General features: G+C 53.4%; 19 protein-coding genes and 1 riboswitch. Of the genes, 10 read left to right on the top strand and 9 right to left on the bottom strand.

The features are described from left to right. Positions 1 to 28 precede the first annotated feature (28 nt). On the bottom strand, positions 29 to 1,438 hold the full coding sequence (locus LZ463_RS27080; protein WP_241459443.1) for an RHS repeat domain-containing protein: 1,410 nt from the start codon (positions 1,436 to 1,438) through the stop codon (positions 29 to 31). A gap of 8 nt (positions 1,439 to 1,446) precedes the next feature. Next, a complete protein-coding gene (locus LZ463_RS27075; RefSeq protein WP_241459442.1) occupies positions 1,447 to 3,324 on the bottom strand; it encodes a DUF6531 domain-containing protein in 1,878 nt (625 codons plus the stop codon). Between the two features lie 664 nt (positions 3,325 to 3,988). Here LZ463_RS27075 and LZ463_RS27070 point away from each other — a divergent pair. Both LZ463_RS27070 and LZ463_RS27065 read left to right on the top strand, forming a co-directional pair. Beyond that, on the top strand, positions 3,989 to 4,576 hold the full coding sequence (locus LZ463_RS27070) for a hypothetical protein (protein WP_241459441.1): 588 nt from the start codon (positions 3,989 to 3,991) through the stop codon (positions 4,574 to 4,576). A 548-nt stretch (positions 4,577 to 5,124) separates the two neighbouring features. After that, complete coding sequence (locus LZ463_RS27065) at positions 5,125 to 5,844, top strand: hypothetical protein (RefSeq protein ID WP_241459440.1); 720 nt, start codon at positions 5,125 to 5,127, stop codon at positions 5,842 to 5,844. Here LZ463_RS27065 and LZ463_RS27060 read toward each other — a convergent pair. Next, a complete protein-coding gene (locus tag LZ463_RS27060; protein ID WP_241459439.1) occupies positions 5,841 to 6,062 on the bottom strand; it encodes a hypothetical protein in 222 nt (73 codons plus the stop codon). The genes LZ463_RS27065 and LZ463_RS27060 overlap by 4 nt on opposite strands. Before the next feature lie 22 nt (positions 6,063 to 6,084). Here LZ463_RS27060 and LZ463_RS27055 point away from each other — a divergent pair, with 22 nt between their 5' ends. From LZ463_RS27055 to LZ463_RS27035, 5 genes are all read left to right on the top strand, one after another. Beyond that, positions 6,085 to 6,597 (top strand): hypothetical protein, encoded by a 513-nt coding sequence (locus tag LZ463_RS27055; RefSeq protein WP_241459438.1) that lies wholly within the window; start codon positions 6,085 to 6,087, stop codon positions 6,595 to 6,597. A gap of 12 nt (positions 6,598 to 6,609) precedes the next feature. Continuing rightward, entirely contained in the window at positions 6,610 to 7,947 is a 1,338-nt protein-coding gene (locus LZ463_RS27050; protein WP_241459437.1) for a hypothetical protein, read from the top strand. A 465-nt stretch (positions 7,948 to 8,412) separates the two neighbouring features. Further along, on the top strand, positions 8,413 to 9,354 hold the full coding sequence (locus tag LZ463_RS27045; protein ID WP_241459436.1) for a glycosyltransferase: 942 nt from the start codon (positions 8,413 to 8,415) through the stop codon (positions 9,352 to 9,354). Continuing rightward, a complete protein-coding gene (locus LZ463_RS27040) occupies positions 9,347 to 10,222 on the top strand; it encodes a hypothetical protein (RefSeq protein ID WP_241459435.1) in 876 nt (291 codons plus the stop codon). The genes LZ463_RS27045 and LZ463_RS27040 overlap by 8 nt, the downstream gene beginning before the upstream one ends. A gap of 612 nt (positions 10,223 to 10,834) precedes the next feature. After that, the gene (locus tag LZ463_RS27035) at positions 10,835 to 13,558 is read left to right on the top strand and encodes a sensor domain-containing diguanylate cyclase (RefSeq protein ID WP_241459434.1); all 2,724 of its coding nucleotides are present in this window, start codon (positions 10,835 to 10,837) and stop codon (positions 13,556 to 13,558) included. A 60-nt stretch (positions 13,559 to 13,618) separates the two neighbouring features. On the opposite strand, the gene mmsB is transcribed toward LZ463_RS27035, so the two are convergent. From mmsB to LZ463_RS27005, 6 genes are all read right to left on the bottom strand, one after another. Continuing rightward, entirely contained in the window at positions 13,619 to 14,518 is a 900-nt protein-coding gene (gene mmsB, locus LZ463_RS27030) for a 3-hydroxyisobutyrate dehydrogenase (RefSeq protein ID WP_241459433.1), read from the bottom strand. A gap of 232 nt (positions 14,519 to 14,750) precedes the next feature. Next, positions 14,751 to 15,944 (bottom strand): enoyl-CoA hydratase/isomerase family protein, encoded by a 1,194-nt coding sequence (locus LZ463_RS27025; RefSeq protein ID WP_241459432.1) that lies wholly within the window; start codon positions 15,942 to 15,944, stop codon positions 14,751 to 14,753. Continuing rightward, positions 15,941 to 16,732, bottom strand: a complete 792-nt coding sequence (locus LZ463_RS27020) for an enoyl-CoA hydratase (protein ID WP_241459431.1) — start codon at positions 16,730 to 16,732, stop codon at positions 15,941 to 15,943. The genes LZ463_RS27025 and LZ463_RS27020 overlap by 4 nt, the downstream gene beginning before the upstream one ends. Then, positions 16,729 to 17,889: an acyl-CoA dehydrogenase family protein gene (locus LZ463_RS27015; RefSeq protein WP_241459430.1), complete on the bottom strand. Its 1,161-nt coding sequence runs from the start codon at positions 17,887 to 17,889 to the stop codon at positions 16,729 to 16,731. The genes LZ463_RS27020 and LZ463_RS27015 overlap by 4 nt, the downstream gene beginning before the upstream one ends. Before the next feature lie 246 nt (positions 17,890 to 18,135). Further along, positions 18,136 to 19,647, bottom strand: coding sequence for a CoA-acylating methylmalonate-semialdehyde dehydrogenase (locus tag LZ463_RS27010; protein ID WP_241459429.1), 1,512 nt, complete (start codon positions 19,645 to 19,647; stop codon positions 18,136 to 18,138). Then, positions 19,644 to 19,901 (bottom strand): hypothetical protein, encoded by a 258-nt coding sequence (locus LZ463_RS27005; protein ID WP_241459428.1) that lies wholly within the window; start codon positions 19,899 to 19,901, stop codon positions 19,644 to 19,646. Before LZ463_RS27005 ends, LZ463_RS27010 begins: the two co-directional genes overlap by 4 nt. 31 nt (positions 19,902 to 19,932) lie before the next feature. Further along, positions 19,933 to 20,172: riboswitch (cobalamin riboswitch) on the bottom strand. Positions 20,173 to 20,399: 227 nt separating this feature from the next. Here LZ463_RS27005 and LZ463_RS27000 point away from each other — a divergent pair. From LZ463_RS27000 to LZ463_RS26990, 3 genes are all read left to right on the top strand, one after another. Further along, on the top strand, positions 20,400 to 20,669 hold the full coding sequence (locus tag LZ463_RS27000) for a helix-turn-helix domain-containing protein (RefSeq protein WP_241459427.1): 270 nt from the start codon (positions 20,400 to 20,402) through the stop codon (positions 20,667 to 20,669). Positions 20,670 to 20,671: 2 nt separating this feature from the next. Further along, positions 20,672 to 22,009 (top strand): type II toxin-antitoxin system HipA family toxin, encoded by a 1,338-nt coding sequence (locus tag LZ463_RS26995; protein WP_241459426.1) that lies wholly within the window; start codon positions 20,672 to 20,674, stop codon positions 22,007 to 22,009. Between the two features lie 61 nt (positions 22,010 to 22,070). Beyond that, positions 22,071 to 22,382 (top strand): DUF6086 family protein, encoded by a 312-nt coding sequence (locus tag LZ463_RS26990; protein WP_277624187.1) that lies wholly within the window; start codon positions 22,071 to 22,073, stop codon positions 22,380 to 22,382. Positions 22,383 to 22,500 lie beyond the last annotated feature (118 nt).

Genomic DNA, 22,500 nt, shown 5'->3' with positions numbered 1-22,500 from the left:
GTTTTGTCTGTGTGCTTTGAATGCAGACTTACTTGATCACGGCGACCAGCAGGTTATCGAGGTAGATATAATCCACGCCATTTTGTCCGCTGCGCTCACTGATGATTTTCCCATTCAGGTCGTAGTGGTAGATGGTACTGGTCGCCGGGTTGCCGCCATTGGCGGGCACGCTCTTTTGTACGCGCTGGCCCAGGGCGTTAATCAGGTACTGCACCGTGCCTATGCTGGTTACGACGGAAACCATGCGGCCACGGGCGTCATAGTTGAATTGCGCCTTGCCGTTATTGGTCGTGCTGCCGTTGGCGTCCATGGCGATAGCCGTGCTCTGGCTGTCGCTGACCTGGGTCAGGCGGTTGCTGTTGGCGGCATAGGTATAGCTGGTGTTGGCCGCGCCATTGGTTTTGGTATTGCGGTTGCCGACAGCGTCATACGTGAAGCTCTGGCTGGTTTGCGGTGTCGTGTAGCTGGTCAGACGGTCCAGGTTGTCATAGCCATAGCCTGCCTGACGGGCAGGGTTATTGGTTTCATTAATCGCTGTGATACGGCTGGCAGCATCATAGGTGACGGCTTGCACCTTGTCATTGAGCGTGAAGCTGGCGATACGTTCTTCATTGTCGAAGCCACGACTATTGGTTTGGCCGGCACTATTGCGATAGCTTTGTATGCTGCCAAACGGGCGATAGGTAGCCTGGCTCAGGATGGTCGTTGTAATACCGTCTTTGCTGGTGTCGATCTGGGTAATGCGGCCCAAGGCATCGCGGGTGTAGCTGATCTGGCGGCCATTGGGGTAGGTGAGCTTGCTCAGGCGGCCTGCATTGTCATACTGGTAGGCTGTCACGTTGTTTGTGCCAGCGATGGTGCGCGTCTCTGTCAGGATGCGGCCACGTTCATCATAGGTGTAAGCGATGCTGCCATTGTTGTCGCTGATCTGTGTCAGCCGGCCTTTGGCGTTGGCACCCTGGTCATAGGTGTAAGTGGCGACATTGCCATCGCTATAGCTGATACGGATGATGCGGTCAATCACATCATAGGCATAGCTGGTGGTCTGGCCTTTGGCATCGGTTTTAGTCAATACATTGCCAGCGGCGTCTACCGTTGTTGTGGTCACACCGGTGTCGGGACTATTCAAACCGAGCTGATTGCCAAGACCGTCCACTGTGTAAAGAGTGCTCAGGTTGCGTGCATCCGTCACTTTGGTGAGGTGGTTTTGGCCATCGTACTCAAAACTGGTGACCTGGTTATTGGCGTCTGTCTGTGTTTGCAGGCGGTTTAGCGCATCGTACTTTTGGCGCGTGACGGCATTATTGCCGTTGGTGATTTTGGTGAGATTTCCACCCGCATCATATTCATATTGGTACACAGTCGATTGTGCTTGTGCCTGGGCAAACAGGGCAGTGATGGCCACGGCCAGCAGGGTGTTGCGGAATGTCTGTTTCATAGAATAGTTCATTGTGCTGCCCCTGTGACTTGTTGCAGACGGTTCAGCGCGTCATAGATACGGGTGACCTGGCGTTTCAGATTGCCGCCACCATCTGTCACGGTTTCGTTAATGCGGTTGCCGATGTTGTCGAGGGTGTAGTTGATACTGTTGCCCAGGCTGTCACTGACTTTTGTGAGCCTGTGGGCGTCGTCATAGGTGTAATTAATGCTGCTGTTGTCTGGCAGTGTCACCTTGGTCATCTGGCCTACACCGTCATAATCATAGGTTGTGGTTTCAGATATACCGCCCGCGGTGACGACGCGTTGTTTTAACCAGCCGCGCTCTGTGTAAGTGTATGTGGTGACGACACCATTCGGGTCGGTGGTCTGGCCTGGTCTGCCATTGGCATCATAATTTGTCAGCGTTGTCACGTGACCAGCGCCATTACTCGTACTGATCAGGTTGCCCTGTGCATCGTAAGTGTTGGTCATTTTATTGACCACGTCAGTACGTGGGCCTGTAAAAGTCAGCACTTGCCCCAGATTATTGTAGGTATAAGTCCAGACACGGGGGCTGCCAACAGGGCTGGCATTGGCACCCTGGCTACCATCTGCATCGCTGGTTGCCTGCAAGGTTTTTGTCAGGATATTGCCGTTGGTGTCATGAGTATACGTAGTTCGCAACAAAGGTTCATTGACCTGAGTTGGTATATTCAGTGTCGGATGCCAGATGGTCGACACGGTTTGCGCCTGGGCAGTGCCATTGGCGATAACACGTTTGGTCTCCAGGTTGCGTGTCAGGTCATAGGTATAGTTCGTTGCATTGCCGTTGAAATCAGTCCCGCTTTTTATATTGCCGTTGCCATCATAAGTGAGCCCGCTGAATGAAGCATTGCAGCCAGAACCACCGGGCTGATTGATGTAAAGAATTTTAACCGTATCGAGCAGTGGTGAAAGTGTATAAGACCTCGTTGCACCAAGCGGATCAGTGACGTTTCTGCCATAGGCGCCAACACTGTAGTCGATGGTGTACTTATCAATGCCAGCGGCATGTTCGCTTGAGAAACCCCGACCTTGTGTATCGTACTTCCAGGTGGCAAAGCGGGCGCCGTTTTCGTCAATGATCCCTGTCAATGCATGGGGGAAGCTGGCGTTTTCATAGACATAGCTACGGGTCTTGGTGTCAGGGTAGGTTACCGACGCCAGGTTGCCATTGGTGTCGTAGGCATAGGTGTAAGTTCTGCTATCTGGCGTGGTCAATTGCTTGAGGCGTGACTGGTCGTCATAAGCAAACTGCAACTGTCGGCCAAATGAATCAACTACACGCGTCAGCAATTTGGTTGTGTCGTCATAGGTCAATGTTTGCAGGGCGCCGGCGCGGGTTTTTACTGACGTCAGACGGCCATCGGCGTCATAGGTCTCGGTATAGTTCATGGATGAGGTATAGACCCAGCCAGTCAGTTTGCCGTCAGCATCAGTCAGTTGCTGTAATCTGGCATTGTCGTCAGCGTCCCCCGTCCAGACGCCATTGGACAAGGTAAACGCATAGACTGTGCCGTTATGACGGGATATCGTTACGACCGGGGCTGCCGTATGCAAGACCAGAGCCCGATGGAAATTATGCTGCCAGCCAAAACCGGGAGCTGGTACTGTGACAGTTGTATTGCCGACGTTTTGCGTTACGCTGTCACTGCGGTAGTAGCGTACAAATTCCAGTTCGCCATCAACACTTTTATAATCAGTCTCTGCCTGTTCTTTTGTTCCTGTCGAAAAGTCAATTGGATTACCTGCGTTTGTTTTTGGGCACTGCTCTTTCTTGGGTGGAAGAACACATTGATTGCCGGCCAGGGTATAAGGGCTTGAGCAGCGCCATTCATAAATTGCTTCCGTAGAGATGAATGCCACTTCAGCTGTATGACCGTCAGTATAGGTATATTTGTAATAACAATCATAGACCTCAGCATCTGGACGGCTGCCTGCATTTGGTATTACTCGAGAGAGACGCCAACCCCAAATGGGTGACGCCGCAGTGTTTATTGCTTGATATTGGGCACAAGTTTCTCCCGGAGAGCTAGTTCTTCCAGTCACTCCAGTCCAGGCAACGATCTTATGTGTAGCAGGAATGGGCGATTTGGCCTGAGTATCTGCCATTGCAGATTGTTGAAACGAAGCAAACGCCAGGAAAAAATAGGGTATTTTGCGTAACAGTCTCTTGGGGGGGACGCGTTTATTTAAAATCATAAAGAGTGGCTTGAACAGGGGTTGGGGTATTTTTTTTGCAAGAAAAAGACTGCATCGCGTGATGTCACACGATTTGTAATATGCAAAAAAAGGGGGAAGGGTGGAGATTAAAAATGTTGCTGCATTATATTGCAAGAAAACACTTTTTGTAAATTAGTGCAAAAAACTTGATATAAAACAATTGTTATTATTTTAATGCTATTGTCGAATTAAGTATCACCATTGGGTATTCACTTGCAATATCACCTTGCTTTTGGCTACTTGATGACGAACGGTGCTGGTGTGCAATGCAGGCGGCAGTTTTTGAAAATCAACAAAGAATGAAAAAATGACTTTTACCGACTACGTCAATTTTGAAAAGCAACTCAATGCAGCCTTCCCTTTGGAGCGACCCCAATTTGCCTGGCCGCGCGACAGGATAGGGATCGAGGCGCAGGAAATTTTTGCTGAATATAACTGGCGAGAAATGCCCGGGTTCAGCCTGCGTCGCCTGGATTGCAGCCTGTCGCATAACCTGCAATTGTTCCCCATGATTGCATCGGTGTATTACCTGCCTGCGTTTTTAAAGCTGGGTGCACTCTCTCTGTATTATGGTGGCGAAAGTCATGATTATCCTTACGAAGTGGCCGCTGCCTTGTTTTTGCCGCTTGATCCTGATGTGGCTGATTTTGACGAAATCGATAGTGAATTGACTTACGATGGTTCATGGTCTGTTTTTCCGCATGGCCGGGTGGATTTATACAATGCGCTGAATCAGGCGCAGCGTGCCTGCGCAGCGCGCTATCTGGAAATTTATCGCGCAGATTATGGCAAGAAGGGTGAAGGGCTGTATCTGAGTGAGCGTGGCAAATTGATATTCCAGTGCATGATTGATACCTGGAATAGCGCTGGTTTGCTTCAGCACATAGAATATTGACCAGGGCTTCAGGGCCTGGTTTTCTGTGCTTTCGCAAAACTGCTGAGTGCTACTGCGGGCGTGATCAGACCTTGACTGCACTGACTGGAACAACAATCTGCATCTGCATGGTCTGAAATGCGGTGCCGTACGGTTTGATAGCAACTTTTGCTCAGGGCCGTTGTATCCTTGCGGATTCTATCCCCATCGTGAAGAAATGAAATAGTGCGCGCTTAGATAAACACTATAAACACGACTACGATAACCCCCCACTGAAATCACGCCAGATGAGCGGATTGGGAACATCTCGACAAATGACGCCTGCGGTATGATGCAGGCTCAGGAGTTCATTGAAGTATACAACAATAATAGTATAATATTAATTTGACTTACTGTGGAATAACTGCGCAATCGGGACAATCGGCCTCGTGCCGGGATGATGGCACGGTGTAAAACCGGGTGGTATCTTTGGCCGCTGTCACTGACATCGTCACTTAAGCAGCACGATGAACGGCTGCTACGTTTTGGGGCAATTTACCTTAGCCCCAGACTTTTGAAAGGATCTGGTAGTGCCATCAAAAAAAATTGCCGCATCATCTCCCACTTTCCCAAACGCAGGGCCGCTCAGGCGTCGCAATAGCAGTGCTATCCGTATGGTCTTGTCGTCGCTGCTATTGACGGTACTGACGACTGCCTGCGCGCAAAGCCATGATTTACCGGCGCAGCACCCTTCGGATACGGCCTCATCTTCTACCTCTCATGCCAACAAGCTGCTTATGGAAACCACTCAGAACAACACAACGCGCGTTATACCGCACATGAGTGCTGAGGAAGCCAGCCATCGCATCCTCGATCTGATTGGCAAACTCAAAACACCTGACGATATTTCTTTCAAAAACCTGGAAGCCGCCTTCGGCCTCAAGGTTTACCGGGATGAAAAAAATGCCAATGAATATGGGACAGGTGCAAAAATTACCGATACCTGGTTCTTTAACGTTACGGTTATCTTGGGTGTTAAAGAAGGCGAACGAAGCCGCCTGCTATTCTCGTTCGATGACCAGACTCATAGTTCCGCCAGTATGACGGAAATCTGCCAAGTCGATTTTGACGCCTATGCGAAACGGCTGACGGAACTCGGCTTTGAATCCAAACCTGGCTATGGCGAACATGGCCGCCAAATTTACTGGAGATTTTCGCGAGATAAGGTTAATTTCCTCATGTACATTCGCGGTGAAAACAGCGAAAAGGCGACTCACAAGTGCGTCTCTTCGATAGACCTCAGTATTTAAGAGGAAAACTCTATGCCTTTACCAGACAACAAACGCAAGACTGCATCATCTTCCACTTTCTCAAACGTGGAGCCGCTCAGTCGCTGCATCAAGCGTCGCAGTAGCAACGCTATCCGCATGGTCTTGTCGTCGCTGCTATTGACGGTATTGACGACTGCCTGCGCGCAAAGCCATGATGTACCGGCGCAGCACTCTTCGGATACGGCCTCTTCTTCCACTTCTCATGCCAACAAGCCGCTTATGGAAACCACACAGAACAACACAACGCCTGCCGCTCCCCGGATGACTGCCGAAGAAATCAGCCACCGCATGCTTGATCTGATCGGCAATCTCAAAACACCTGACGATATTTCAGCAAAAAATTTGGAAATTGCAACAGGTCTGAAGGTGTATGTGGACTCGAAAAATCCAAACGAATATGCAGCGGGTGCAAAAATTACCGATACCTGGTCCGTTAGAATCATGGTGACTGCGGGCGTCAAAGAAGGCGAACCCAGCAATCTTATATTTTCGTTCGACGATCAGACCCACAGTTCCGCCAGTATGACGCCGATTTGCCAAGTCGATTTTGATGCCTATTCAAAACGGTTGACGGAACTAGGTTTTCAGGCCAGACCTTACTATGGCGAACACAACCGGCTCATTTACTGGTATTTCACGCGTGGCAAAGTCTCGCTCCAGATTTCCATTCGTGGTGAAAACAGAGACAAGGTGAACCACGATTGCGTCTCCATGATAGTCATCGACATCTAAGAGAGGCGATTTATGCCATTACCAGACAACAAAGCCAAGGCCGTACCGCCGACTCCTGAAGAAAAGCTCGATAAAATCCTCAAGAAATTTGGTGATACCAATAAGACTGCGGATAATAATCCTGGCGAGGATTTGCGTAAAATCCTGGACGACTCGCCCGATTTGAAGAAGCGCATCCTCGACTCGGTCGATAAAGGTTTTTTGACCAATTTCAAGGCACTGCCGCCCAATTCCGGCATGGGTGGTTCGTATGAATCTGGCGCAAAAGCCATCAATTTACCGATGGACGTGCTCAAGGAAGCCAACACGAAAGCACAGAAAAAGGGCGAGCTGGTTTTTGTGATGGGACATGAAATCCAGCATTCCTTCAATGCTGCGGAGACCAAGAAAACGACAAAGGATTTCCTTGACGGCGTCGAGACTGTGGCAAAGAACAAGGCGGGGCCGCACGACTATACCAAGCTGACTGGGGATTTTATCGAGGCGTCACGTAAAGACGAGGCGTCCGCCCATATCGGCGGCTTCAATGCGATAGTCTCGCAAGCCAAAAAAGCGAACCCCGACGCGACACTCAAGGACATCTACAAAACCGCCCCAGGACGCATGGATGATTTCATCACCGTAACCGGCGACGCCGCGAATTATACCTATACGATGAAACCGGGCCTGACGCTCAATGCCGACATGACCATGCCTTACTCGAAGGACAATGTCGCCGCGATGGGTGAATATTACTTTAACAAGGCTCCAGACGTCTCCAGGCTTGGAGCACATGGCAATCTCGATTACACCAACTACTACGGTAGCTGGGCGATGAATGTCGCAGGCGACCGCGAGAAAGCGTATCAGGATTTTTATCAAAAAACCGACAAAAAATACGCTGCACCTGAAGTCCATTTTGACATGAAACAGATCGGTTTGAAGGAGGACCTGATCAAGCAGAATGTCAAGTTTGCCGACCATAAAGCCTTCTCTTATGTCGACACCAGTGACGGCAACAACACGCCCAAGCTGTTGAATCCGGTGGCGAATGCGAAAATCGATCATCCAGATAAGCCGGTCGCTTACCGTGCCGAACTCATGGCGATGAAACCGGATGCGATGAATCTGGAGAGGCTCGAATCATCCCAGCGCAGCACATCCGTGTCAAAACAGTCTTTCGAGGACATGGCAGGCGGCGGTCTCAAGTTGAAGCAGGCAACAACATCAGACGCGAAGCCTGACGACCCCGCATCGCCGTCGCCAAAACGCCTGCTGATGGGCGATGACCTGCCATCGAGCCGTATGCTGGTCAGCGTTTCCGAATCCTTGCGAAACAGTTCTCCCAAACCGGGCGAGTACAAGAATTGATGCGGAAAAGTGTAATAAGAGGCTGTTGCGAAATTAACCTGGCGTTGTTGCGCCTCCCGAACGTAGAACCCGGTACTAAAGTACTGCCTGCGTCGGCGACGGTGTAGTCGGGGGGCAGACAATATATTGTCTGCCGACGTAACGGGCACCCCTTGCAAGGGGGCTTCCATAGCGTTAGCCTAGCGGTCTTAATGTAGCAACAGCCTCTAATCCGACACACTGCGGACAAACTTCAGAGGGACGTGTCGTCAGGCGGCTGAGGGGTATTCCTGCCTGACGATATGGGTAGTGTTGACGGTGATGGCGGCAGCTTGTCCTTAAGACCATTCAAGTGTTGCCTGAAACAGGTGCATCTTCAAAGAAATGACTTCAAAGAAATGAAATACTGAGTTTAAATCAAGACGACGGCACCCGCAAAGCTTGCTATGATCGCGGTTTGTTCAACTAGCCGTCTGACTTGTTTCCATGTCTGAACTCGTCGTCCTCACCACTTACTTCAACCCCTGCCGCTATGCCACGCGGCGGCAGAATTATGATGTCTTCATGCGGGGGATGCGTTTGGCCGGGGTGAACTGCATCACGGTGGAGTGTGCGTTTGGTGATGCGGCGTTTGAGTTGCCAGCGGCGCTTGATGTCTTGCAGGTGCGTTCTGATACGCTGCTGTGGCAGAAAGAGCGGCTGCTGAACCTGGCGGCGTCGTGGTTGCCGGGGGATTGCAAGTATGTGGCCTGGCTCGATTGCGATATCGTCTTTGATAACCGCAATTGGGCGAGGGAGCTGGTGGCGGTATTGCAGCAGTACCCGATAGCGCAGGTGTGGCAAAGCTGCCTGCGCCTGCAGCAGGATGGCGGTGTGGGGGCGCAGCCTGACCGGGTGACGTCGTTTGCGGCCACCATGCAGGCGCAGCCGCAGTCGCTTGACAGCGGGCGTTACGATACGCATGGTCATACCGGTTATGGTTGGGCCATGCGGCGCAGCCTGTTTGACAGTGTGGGCCTGTATGAGGCGGCGATCTCTGGCAGTGCTGATCATTTCATGGCGCATGCGATTTATGGCGACTATAACTTTTGCATACAGAACGCCTTGAAGCATGACCGCGCACAGATACGGCATCTGCAAGCCTGGGGCCAGCGTTTTTATCAGCAGGTGCAGGGCAGGCTGGGTGTGGTGCGCGGTGAAATCCGTCACCTCTGGCATGGCGAGGCGCAGCACCGTCGCTATTTCTTGCGCATGCATGAGATCACCGATCTGGGCTTTAACCCATGGACTGATCTGCACAGTCAACCAGGCCAGCCGCTGGCATGGCATGCCGATATGCGCAAGCCGGGCCTGCGTCAGTATTTTATCGATTATTTCCAATCCCGCCGTGAAGATGGTGACCAGACAGAGAAAGTCAGCTATGCCTGAAAACTACGATTATGCCGCCTTGCTAGACCCCAACCTGTCAGACCTTGAGGTGGCCATTGCAGGCCTGAAGCTGTCAATACAGGCAATGAAGGAGAGTCTTGCCGCACGCAATGCAATGCTGGAACCGCGCCAGGCCCAGCGCAGGCAGCTGGTGGACAGCCAGGTGCAGAGTCTGCTGCCGGACTTTTCATCGACGACGCTGATGGCGCTGGAACAGCAATGCCCTGGTTTTGTTGATGATCTGGTGCGTGAAACCTTCAGGGAAAACCGCAAGATACTGGGCCTGTTCACCCGTTCTGGCAGCGGCCATGCGCTGGTGGTGCTGAAGACGCGCCTCGCTTATTACCTGGAGCGGCACCAGGGCAAGGGATTTGAAGTGCTTGATGAAGAGATTGCCGCTATCCGTAAGCTGGTAGAAGCAACGGAGCAACTGCGCTTTGCCAACCAGAACCTGTTGCAGTCGCTGGAAAGATTGCGTGACAGCGGAGCGGTGATACCGCCAGACCTGCAAGAAGACATCACCCGACTGGCGGCAAGGACGCGCGAACTGGCCAGGCGCTATCTGAAAGGCGGCGCAACAACGGCGGAACCGGACTATTCTTCAAACAGTGTCAGTACCAACGATTATTACTCGTACAGGTATGACGACCATCGCGCCTGGGTATATCTGGGTAGCATCAATGACCTGGATGCTGTCGCGGATACCGCAGCCAATGTGACAGACGACAGCACATATTGTGACGATGTACCACGCACCAGGGATACCGCTGCAGACTGCGCGTCTGATCAGGTACAGTCTCTGCGGGAGCAGGGTACGGATGCGGCGGCAACGATATTGACGGATGACAGCCTGGGCAGTTTTTCCTGAATTGTTGAGATGTGCTCACTCCTGTTGCCTGGAATAGTGATCTGCCGTAATCTGTTCCTGCTGCTAGGGTGCGCCATGCGCACCAGCACTCACGGATACATCAACAGGACTTACGCAATACGGCCCCCAAAGCTTGGGCTTGCCGTACTTCCCAATTCGTCATACCCGCGCAGGCGGGTATCCATGTTTGATCAACCGTGCCCGCCTTGCTGTCTGTGCGACTGATCAAACATGGATTCCCGCTAAAAGCACGCGGGAATGACGGTTTTGGGTGCATCTGGTTCATTGATATGCAGGCTTGGTCGATGCAAAAAATCCCGGCTGGCCGACACCGACGGGATCGTTTTGACGTAACGGCTTGCTGGTGAACTGTACAGTGGCCGGTATCCTGTCCGCGCAAATCATGCTTTGAGAACCTCCAATGACATCCTGCCACAGCGCCATTGTCGCGTTTTTGCATCGCTTTCCACTGGGCAATTTTTAACTGTCGCTGGGACAAGGCCGGGTGACACCTTGATTTGCAATTCACTGGCCGGTAATTCCTGAAAATATGTTGCTCTGGTATACACGGATGCTAAGATCATTGTGAAGCTATTCACCTTGACGAATGATATGTCCTCAGCACCGCTGTTCCGTATCCGTAATGTCACCTTGAAAACCCGCCTGACCGTGGCGGTGGCGATCTTTTTTGTGCTGTCCCTGGCCTTGCTGTATGGGCTGGCGACATCGGTGTTTGAGCGCGCCCTGGAAAGAATGGTCGTCGCACGCCAGTCCAGCCTGATTACCAATACCGCCAATGAGATAGACCAGAAAATCGAGCTCAGGAAAAACGCCATGATCAGGCTGGCCAGCGACCTGGGGTCTGGCGATACCGGGGCTCTGCAGGTGCAGAGCTTTCTCTCGCAGCATCACAGCCTCGAAGGTTTGTTCGACAATCTGGCCGTGTTTGATCTCAACGGCGACATCATCGCCAATATGGATGACCCGGCCACACGCGGCCAGCTCAATATCGGCAAGCGCGACTATTTCAAGAAGACCGTAGAAGAGAAAAAGATCGTGATTTCTGCCCCCTTGAAGAGCGGAATCTCAGGCCGTCCATTGATTGTGGTCAGCGTACCGGTGTTTGATACGCGCGGCAATATCCTGCTGGTACTGGTCGGTACCATGGAGCTGACGCAGGACAGCTTTCTGGCCGACCTGGCGACGGCGCGGATAGGTGAACATGGATATTTTTATGTGCAGACCAGTGACGGCATATTCGTGACGCATCCTGATCACCAGCGCATCATGAAAAACAGCCGCGATTTCCCCGATAAAAACCAGATACCGGCCACTGCTGCACTGGAGGGCAATATCACCACCAGCGACGGCAGTCGCGATGGAGCCATCCTGTCTTACCGCCGCCTGAAGTCGGTTGGCTGGATCGTGGCCGGTGTGTATCCGGCCCGCGAGGCCTTCAGCATCGTCGCTGAAGTGCGCAGGGACGCTGTGCTGCTCAGCATTGCCCTGCTGCTGGTGCTGCTGTTGCTGGTCTGGTGGTTCATGTACTGGCAGCTGGCGCCTTTGCAAAAACTGCGTGACAAGGTGAATAATGCCGACGTCAATATGTATGTGGTCAGGACCGACCATGACTACCCCAGGGATGAAATCGGCGACCTGGCCAAAGCCTTTGATGACGCGATGAAGAAACGGCGTAACGCCGAGCAGGCCCTGACCGCCAGCGATAAGCAATTGCGCCTGATTGCCGACAATATGTCCGCCTTCATCGCCTATATCGACTACCAGGAGAGATACACCTTCGTCAACAAGCGCATAGAGCACCTGTTTGGCATGTCAGCCCAGCAGGCCATCGGCAAGACCATCAAGCAGATATCACCGCCGGAGTTTTATCAGCAGACCAAACCTTACGTCACCCAGGTGTTGAACGGGGAGTGGACGCGCTTTGAGCGGCGTGTGCAGCGCTATGGTCATTGGGAGTGGGACAGGGTGACCTATGTGCCGGACTTCAGCAAATCTGGCATGGTGGACGGTTTTTTTGTACTGGTGGAAGACATCACCGAGTTCAAACGTGTGCAGGATGAATTGCGCCTCAGTGAGAAACGCATACGCACCATCACCGACAACGTGCCGGCCATGATCGCCTATGTCGATGCTGACCAGCGTTTTCGCTTCTGTAACCGCAATTACGGGCAGATACCGGGCGTCGACCCGGCGGAGATCATCGGCAAGCAGGTGCGCGACATCTTTGATGAGGAGTCGTACAACGACGTGCAGGAAAAAATCAGCCGTGCCCTGCGTGGCGAGCGGATGTCGTTTGAACGCTATACGTCAGAACGCGGCCTCAACAGTCATCTGCAGTATGACTACGTGCCCGACATCAACCGCGAGGGCCGGGTGGTCGGTTATTACTCGCTGGTCATCGACATCTCTGACCGTAAAGAGGCTGAACTGAAATTGCAGGCCAGCGAGGGCTTGTTGCGCACCATTGCCGACAATATCCCCGCTTTTGTCAGCTTCATCGATGCGCAGAATCGTTACCAGTTCGTCAATCGCCCGTATGAATCGTGGTTCAACCGGCCGCTGGCAGACATACGCTGCCAGCCTGTACAGTCTTTATTGAAAGACGAACTGCAAGCCCTGCATGAAGAGCACTACAAACTGGCCATGGCGGGCGAAAAAACCGAATTCGAAACCGAGATCAGTATCGCCGGCAAGATTGGCCACTACCATGCCACCTATGTGCCGCAATATGATGACCATGGCCAGGTGGTCGGTGTCAATTCACTGATCAACGATATCAGCGACGCCAAGGCGGTAGAAAAACAATTGACGGCCCTGGCCAGGTTTGACAGCCTGACCGGCCTGCCCAACCGCAACCAGATCAATGAACGGCTGGAACAGGCCAGCGCCCGCTCGCAACGCAGCGGCCGCCTGATGGCAGTGATGTTCCTGGACGTGGACAAGTTCAAGTCCATCAACGATACCCTGGGCCACCATGCCGGTGATGAAGTGCTCAAGGAATTCGCCAGCCGCCTGCGCCATTGCATACGCCAGACTGACATGGCAGGCCGACTGGCCGGGGATGAATTCGTGATCGTGCTGGAAGGGCTCAACATGCAGAGCGAGGCCCAGACGGTCGCCGCCAAGATCGTGCAGGCCATGACCACGCCGTTTGACATCGAAGGCAGCCCGCTGATGGTGACCACCAGCATAGGCGTATCTATTTCATCCGAACACCAGGCCAGCGCCGAACAATTGCTCAAAAAAGCTGACGAAGCCCTGTACCTGGCCAAGAAGGCGGGGCGGAATAACTATCAGGTGTTGCAGCTGGGGTGAACCGTTGCCTGTCCATTCTGTGCAGTCAAGCTCTCCCCATGCCGCTTGCTTTTCGTTTGACTATGCCGCTGGTTTGAGCAAATTCAAAATACTGGAAAAATCCAGCCCGCCCGCGCCCGCCTTGCTATGTATAGCATACAGATTGCGTACTGCTTCACCCAGCGGGATGCTGGCATTGCTGCCCAGTGCGGCCCCTGTCGCCAGACCCAGGTCTTTTAACATCAGGTCGGTGCCAAAGCCACCGGTGTAACCGCGTGAAGCGGGTACATTGTCCATCACGCCGGGGTAGGGGTTGTAGAGTTCCAGCGCCCAGTTGCGGCCTGAGCTTTTGCTCATGATGTCGGACAATACTTTGGGATCAAGCCCGTTTGCCACGCCCAGCGCCAGGGCCTCTGCCGTGCCTGCCATCAATATGCCGAGCAGCATGTTGTTGCAGATTTTGGCGGTCTGGCCTGCGCCATTGTCGCCAGCGTGGAAGATGTTCTTGCCCATGGCCGCCAGCAGCGGGCGGGCGCGTTCCAGATTGGCGGCGCTGCCGCCGACGATGAAGCTCAGCGTGCCTGCGGCTGCACCGGCGGTGCCGCCTGACACCGGCGCATCGATCATCGCCAGACCGCGTGCGGCAGCGGCCTGGGCGACTTTTTGCGCCGATTGCGGGGCGATGGTGCTGCAATCGATGATCAGTGCGCCATCAGCGATATGCGGCAGAATGCCTGTGTCACCGAGGTAGAGGCTTTCTACATGGCGGCTGGCGGGTAGCATGCTGATGACGATGTTGGCACTTTGCACGGCTGCCTGCGCATCGCTGGCGGCTTTTGCACCTGCATCTGTCAGGGTTTTAAGGGCACTGGCTGAGAGGTCGAAAACGGTCAGTTGGTAATCAGCCTTGAGCAGGTTGAGTGCCATGGGCGCGCCCATATTGCCGAGGCCGATGAAGGCGATTTTGGGTTGGTGTGACATGATGTGATCTCCTTGGTTTTAGCTCCTTCCCCTTGAAGGGGAGGGGATTTAAAAAATCGTAGCTCGTAGGTTGGGCCGGGCCTCGCTAGGCTACGGGGTATCAGCCTAGCGAGGCCCGGCCCAACACTCGGTCTCTAAATAACTTATACGTTTGTTGAGACTCAGTGTTGGGCTGGTAAAACCTAGCCCAACCTACGACGCAACCCGACCCGTAGGGGGCTTCGTTTTATATTTATGCGGCTCTTTTTTGCACATTCTCAACCGCACCCAAATCCCGCAAAGGATGCTGCCCCACCGCCCATGGCTGGCTGAAGTAGGCAGCACCATCCTGTACCCCAAATTCCGCCAGGCTGCCCGGCAACCATTGCGGCTTCTGGTCCTTGTCGATAATCAGCGCCCGTATGCCTTCCGCAAAATCATGCCCTTGCGCGCAGGCCAGCGCTGCCACCAGTTCCATACGGAATACTTCTGCCAGCGACAAATGCTTGCCGCGTTCTTGCAAAGCATGCGCCAGCCAGGCAGATGTCGGGCTACCTTTTTGCAGGCTGGTGACGGCTTTTTGCAACCATGCATCATCGTTCACGACGCTTGCATCGAGCTGGCAGATATTGCTGACTATCGTACCGAGGTCAGCAGCGCTGCACAGTTGGTTGATCAGGTCAAAATGCTGGCGTAATGGCCCGGCGCTGCCGACTACGTTGGCACTGCGTTGCTGCTCATGCAGGATATGGCTCAGGCGCAGATGATTGTTGTCTGACTGCTTGCTCCATGCACAGGCTTGCAGGCGTGCCAGCAGTTCTGCCTTGCTCTCGTGCGGCAATTGCAGGTCGGCCAGCTTCACAAATACGGCATCACTGGCATTGATGTTCGCGCCCGTCAATGCCAGAAACAAACCCAGCTTGCCCGGCATGCGATTCAGGAACCAGGTGCCGCCTACGTCGGGGAAGAGGCCAATCGCAATCTCAGGCATGGCCAGGCGGGATTTTTCTGTGACGACGCGGTGGCTGGCGCCTGCCATCAAGCCTATGCCACCTCCCATGACGATGCCGTGGCCCCAGCACAGTATGGGTTTGCGGTAAGTGTGGATCTGGTAATCGAGGCGGTATTCCTGCTCAAAAAAATCGAGGGCATAGGCATTGCCGAGCAGATCATCTTTTTTGTCCGACGCATGATGCTCGCGCATGCTGGCATACAGGTTTTGCAGGTCGCCACCGGCGCAGAATGCTTTTTCACCGGCCGCCTGCAAGACGACCAGGGCGATGCTGTCGTCTTGATCCCATACCTGCAATTGCGCAGCCAGCAATTGCACCATGTCTTTGGAGAGGGCGTTCAGGGTTTTTTCTGCATTGAGGGTGGCGATGCCTAGCTGCATGCCGCCTGCAGTGGGCCGGGTCTCGAACAGGAAAGAGGGAGTAGGTGCGTTCATGAATTACTCCACACGGGTGAACGTTTTTCCAGGAAGGCGGATACACCTTCTTTTTGATCTGCTGTATCAAACAGCGCCAGAAAGGCTTCGCGTTCTTGTGGCAAGACGGTATTCAGCGGCTGATGGCGTGCGCCCTGTATCAGTTGCTTGCAAGCCTTGACGCTGGTCGGGCTTTGTTTGCCGACCTGTTTGGCCAGGGCCAGTGCATGATCGAGTGCACCGCCGGTGGCAACGACTTCTTCGACCAGGCCTATGCGCAATGCCGTGGCGGCATCGATGCGTTCACCACACAAAATCAGGCGCTTAGCCCAGCCTTCGCCGACCAGCCAGGCAAGGTTTTGTGTGCCGCCAGCGCAGGGCAGCAAGCCAACGGCGGCTTCTGGCAGGGCCAGTTGCGCCTGGGTTTCGGCAATGCGCAGGTCGCAGGCCAGTGCGCATTCCAGACCGCCGCCCATGGCATAGCCATTAATGGCAGCGATGGAGACACCACGGAAGCGGCTCAGGGTTTCAAAGGCTTCACCAAAGCGGCGCGCCATGTCGAGCGCCACGGCCTTGTCGCCATCGGCAAACAGCTTCAAATCTGCGCCTGCTGAAAAGAATTTCTGGCTTGAACCTGTGATGACCAGGCTGTAGATATTGGCATCGGCATTGAGATCATTGACCAGTTGCGTCAGCGATTGTAAACCCGCCGAGGTCCAGGTGTTGGCAGGCGGGTTGGCAATGGTGACCAGGGCGGTGTGGCCTATGATTTCGCATTGCAGGTTGGTGTAGTTGGCGTACTTGCTCATAAAAACTCCTCGGTAGTGTCTTGGCTTAACATGTGGCGGGCGACGATGACGCGCATGATTTCATTCGTGCCTTCGAGTATCTGGTGCACCCTGACATCGCGCAGGAAGCGCTCCAGCGGGTATTCGCGTATATAGCCGTAACCGCCGTGGATTTGCAGCGCTTCATTGCAGACGGCAAAGCCGGTGTCGGTGGCCAGGCGCTTGGCCATGGCGCAATACACGGATGCATTGGCAGCCTTGCTGTCTAGCTTGCTGGCGGCCAGGCGCACCATCTGGCGGGCGGCGACCAGCTCGGTCTGCATGTCGGCCAGTTTGAATTGCAGCACCTGGAAGTCAGCCAGTTTTTTCTGGAACTGCATGCGCTCGTTCATGTAATTGTGCGCGCTGTTCAGGGCAGATTGCGCCGCGCCGATGGAGCAGGTGGCGATGTTGATGCGGCCCCCATCGAGACCCCGCATGGCAATGCGAAAGCCCATGCCTTCTTCACCGAGCAAGTGGCTGCGCGGCACCCGCACCTGGTCAAAGTTGACGGTGCGGGTGGGCTGGCTGTTCCAGCCCATCTTGTCTTCTTTCTTGCCATAGCTGATGCCGGGCAGGTCGGCAGGTACGGCAAAGGCCGATATGCCGCCCGCGCCGTCGCCGCCACTGCGCGCCATTACGACCAGCATATTGGTCGCGCCTGCGCCAGAGATAAAGGCTTTGCTGCCATTGAGGACATAGCTGTCGCCATCCAATATGGCGGTAGTGCGCAGCGAGGCTGCGTCAGAACCTGCGCCAGCCTCAGTCAAGCAGTAAGACGCCAGTTTTTTGCCTGCTGCCAGCCTGGGCACCCATTCCTGCTGCACTTCTGGTGTGGCCCAGTGGGCGATCATCCAGCTCGCCATATTGTGGATGGTGATGTAAGCCGTGGTGGAAGGGCAGGCGCGTGCCAGCTCTTCAAACACGATTGCTGCATCCAGTCGCGTCAAACCCAGCCCGCCCAGTTCTTCTGGCACATACAGGCCGCAAAAGCCCAATTCCCCGGCGTGAGCAATCACGTCCAGTGGGAAGTGGGCATTGGCATCCCAATGCGCTGCCTGTGCCGCCATTTCATGGGCGGCAAAGCTGCGGGCAGATTGTTGGTAGGCGCGCTGGTCTTCGTTCAATTCGAAGTCCATATCATCCTAGCCCCGGTAGTTGACCGCTTTGGCAGTCAATAGTTGAAGTAGTGTATTTACCATCGTTCGCTTTCAATAAGGTATGACCGTGCGGAGAGCGCTACAAGTGCAATTGCACACTTTCCCAGCTCCCTGCCGTCGTTGTTCCTCCTAGCAGACGCTAGTCTGCGTCGTCGTCACGCCTAGCCAGGAAACTGGAAAAATGCACACTTGCACTTGTCCAACCACCGTGGCTAGGATGTTCCCTTACTTTAACGAGATGGTCGTATTCACCTTACCCACCGTCACGCTGTCATCAAACCAGCGCGCCGTGATGGTCTTGGTCTGGGTATAGAACTGTATGACCTGCTTGCCATATGGCCCCAGATCACCGAGTTTGGATGCGCGTGAACCCGTAAATGAGAACAGTGGCACAGGCACAGGGATAGGTACGTTGATGCCGATCTGGCCTACGTCAATATCTTCTTCAAAGGTACGTGCAGCCGCGCCAGACTGGGTGAACAGGGCAGTGCCATTGCCGTTAGGGTTGGCGTTGATGATGGCGATGGCATCTGCCAGCGTATCTGCCTGCATGATGCACAGTACGGGGCCAAAGATTTCTTCTTCATACACACGCATGCCGGGCTTGACGCGGGTGAAGACAGTAGGGCCGACGAAGTTGCCGTGTTCATAGCCAGGTACTGCAGGTTTACGGCCATCCAGCACCAGGTTTGCACCTTCTGCAATGCCTTGCGCAATCAGGCTTTCTACCCTTTCTTTGGCTGTGCAAGAGATGACCGGGCCGATATCTGTGCCAGCTTCTGCACCGGCATTGATCTTGAGGCTGCGCGCCTTGTCCAGCAATTCTGGCACCCACTGATTGGCTTCACCCACGAGGATGACGACAGACAGCGCCATGCAACGCTGGCCAGCCGCACCAAAGGCCGCACCAGCGAGGTTGTTCAGGGTTTGTTCTTTATGCGCGTCAGGCAGCACAATCGCGTGGTTCTTCGCACCCATCATGCACTGTGCACGCTTGCCCGCCAGCGTCGCACGGTTATACACATGCGTGCCGACGCGGGTGGAGCCGACGAAGGACACGGCCTTGATATCGGGGTGATCGCAAATCGCATTGACAACTTCTTCACCGCCATGCACGACATTCAATACACCAGGCGGAATACCGGCTTGCATCGCCAGTTCGACCAGACGCATGGTCACCATAGGGTCTTGCTCAGATGGTTTCAGGATGAAGGTATTGCCGCAGGCAATCGCCATGGGGAACATCCACAGCGGTATCATCGCCGGGAAGTTGAAAGGGGTAATGCCAGCGCACACACCGAGTGGCTGGTTCAGGGTATAGGTATCGACGCCGCTGGCAACATTGTTGGCGATCTCGCCCATTTGCAGGTTACCGATATTGGCGGCGTGCTCGACCACTTCCAGGCCACGGAAGATGTCGCCCTCGGCGTCAGCCAGGGTCTTGCCCTGTTCGGCGGTCAGCAGTGCGGCCAGCTCGGCCATGTTTTCACGTATCAGTTGCTGGTACTTCAAAAAGATGCGGGCGCGTGTGCCTATCGCGGTCTTGCGCCAGGTTTTGAAGGCATGCTTGGCGGCCGCCACGGCGGCCTCCATCTCGCTGGACGTGGCAAACGGCACATGGGCCAGCACCTGCTGGGTGGCCGGGTTGATCACATTGCGCCATTGCGTGGTCTGCGATTCGACCAATTCGCCATTGACGAGCAGTTTAACCTTGGGGGCTTGTGTAAGAGATGTCATGATGTCTTGCCTGGACTTTCCTGATTGCGCGCGGACAGACGGCGGGCCACGCCCGCAACAAAGCCGCACTGATGCCTGAAAAACAGGGTAACCACCGCAACAATCAAGCCGCAGCAATGGCCCTGACCATGGGCATGCGCCGTGTGAACGCACACCCGCCACGCACCTTCCGTACGTGACCAGACCTTGGGAAAACAAAAAGAATCCATGTTGAAGACCGGCACCCGCCCACCCGAAAAGAACAGACGCACCATGCCACATCCCGAACACAGCCTTCCGCAGTGTTTTCTCAGCGATCAACAGGCCGGTATCCGGGCTTGCAAGACTTGTTACATCGCCTTCCCAGTCAGGCCTGACCAGTGGCGTGGATGATGTAACCGCACTCGCTTACCGTTGCGGAGGCAGCAGGGGCTTAGCGCCCTGAACCCAGACTGCCACCTGCTGGCGACATGGTTCAGGACAACCACTTTCCCGTTTAACACAGCCCAAGAAATTGGGGTGTGCACCTGTTATTTTTAGAATAGCACAGGAATTGACGTTTACGTAAACGTTAATTGGTGAAAAAAATTCAGGATGCTTGTCAGGAACTGACCCGTAGTCGTGGGCTCTAGTACTGAATATCAGTTTATATCTTATTAGTGATAATACTGAAATATCACTTAAAGATAATATATTGATTTTATTTCTTTTGAGTGATAAATTGAAATTGTCACTTTGAGGTGATCATACCTGACTTAAGGAAGGCAGAACATATGGATTATAGAATCAGTCTGGCAATGCAGCTTGGTAGCCATCTCAAATCCTTGCGCCGTGAACAGGGACTGTCTCAGGCTGACTTAGGCAAACTGCTTGGTGTGGGGCAGGTCAGGGTCGCCAATATAGAAAATAACCCTGGCGCAGTGAGCCTGGACCAGATGCTGAGCATCCTGCATTTGCTTGGCTGTGGTTTGTCTATCTACAAGCGCGAGGGTAGGCAGGCTGCTGCTGGCAAAACTGATAACGACACTCAACCTGACTGGTGATCATGAACAAATCTCGTATTCATCGCTCACTCAATGTCTGGATGAACGGCTTACTGGTTGGTATCTGGAGTTGGGATCGCGCAGACACACATCAATTTGAGTATGCAGAAAGCTGGATCAAATCGACTGCTGCTCGTCCTCTGTCACTCTCTTTACCTGTTACCGCAGGCCTGAATGTCTTGCGCGGTATGGCCGTAAAAAACTACTTTGACAATCTTTTACCTGACAATAAAAAGATCAGGCAGCGCATCAGTCATCGCTATCAACGCTCTTCCACAACTGTGCCGGATTTACTCGAAGCAGTAGGGCGTGATTGCATAGGCGCTGTACAAATTTTACCGCCGGATGTAAAGCCAGAAGGCTTCGATAAAATTACCGCAACCAGGCTGACAGACAGCGAAATCGAAAAATTATTGTTGAATGTAACCAGCGATGAAGATGACAGCAATATCATCAGCGACTTTCGCATTTCACTGGCGGGTGCCCAAGAAAAAACCGCCTTGCTATGGCATCAGGGGCATTGGCATGTACCGCATGGGACAACACCAACGACACATATCCTGAAATTGCCTTTGGGCCTGATTGGCGGCATGCGCGCCGATATGTCTGGTTCAATCGAAAACGAATGGCTGTGCATGCGTATCATGGCAGCATTGGGATTTGAAGTGGCCAAGGCTGACATCGCGCAATTTGGTACGCAAAAAGTATTGGTGGTGGAGCGATTTGACAGAAAATGGATGGGGCAGGAATGGATAGCCAGATTGCCACAAGAAGATTTGTGCCAGGCCAGCGGCGTTGCGCCTGACAATAAATATGAAACTGATGGCGGGCCCGGCATGGCGCAATGCTTGCACATACTGGAAGGTAGCGCCAACGCAAGCAAAGACAAGCTGAATTTTGTATTGATGAATCTGGCATTCTGGTTGCTGGCAGCAACGGATGGTCATGCCAAGAATTTTTCAATTGCTCTGCTGGCCGGTGGTGATTACCGCCTGACACCCATGTACGACATTCTGTCGGCATGGCCCGTGATTGGACGTGGTGCCAATCAATTGCAGGAAAAGAAAATCAAGATGGCGATGGGCCTGAGGTCAAAGAACGTGCACTTTAAAATGAGTGAGATGCAGGTGCGGCATTGGCAGGTCCTGGCAGCGCAGACAGGTGTTGTGGATTGTTTTGCGCAGATGCAGCGACTGGTTCAACACGTACCAGATGCTTTGGCGCAGGTTGAGCGTCAATTGCCAATGGGTTTTCCTGGGCAGATCTGGAGCAGTATCCGGGACGGTATGCTCAGACAGCAGGTGAGATTTTTGTCTGAGATGACAAGTCAGTCTGAATGACGAGGGGAATATGTTGGGGTACTGGATCGGTATTAATGAAAAACCAATTTGGTAGCCAAGTTTGACGATAGGAAAACTGTTTATTGCCCAAATCAGAGTAATGGAAAATGTGCTGAAACTGGAGAGTAGGTTTGTAGAGCTAGCCTCGGGCATGTTTGACATAAACGAAGATTTATTGAATGTATTTATTGCGAAGTTATGTAAGTTTCAGGCAGAGAGTCTCCATGCTGCTCTTAAAACTCAGCTTTTAGCAACGGTGGCGATTGCTAATGAGCTGTTCGAGAGAGTAAATTCTGGCAACTTGGAAAAGCTCTCCGTCTCAGAGGGAATACTGACAAATTCTGCCTGGGTGAACAGGGCAATGCCAATTTGAACGTGCCGTTTCAAGATGGAGACTCGGGGGGGCTTGATCTTGTTATCGCTTTTTTATGTGGCTGTTTATCAGGTTATATAAGATGAAAAAAAATCATAATCAATTCCGTTGCCTCATG

It is taken from the genome of Undibacterium paludis, from assembly GCF_022568815.1.
Lineage (GTDB): Bacteria > Pseudomonadota > Gammaproteobacteria > Burkholderiales > Burkholderiaceae_D > Undibacterium.
Note: the sequence above shows the minus strand (reverse complement) of the source record. Positions and strands in the feature narration are given on the sequence as shown.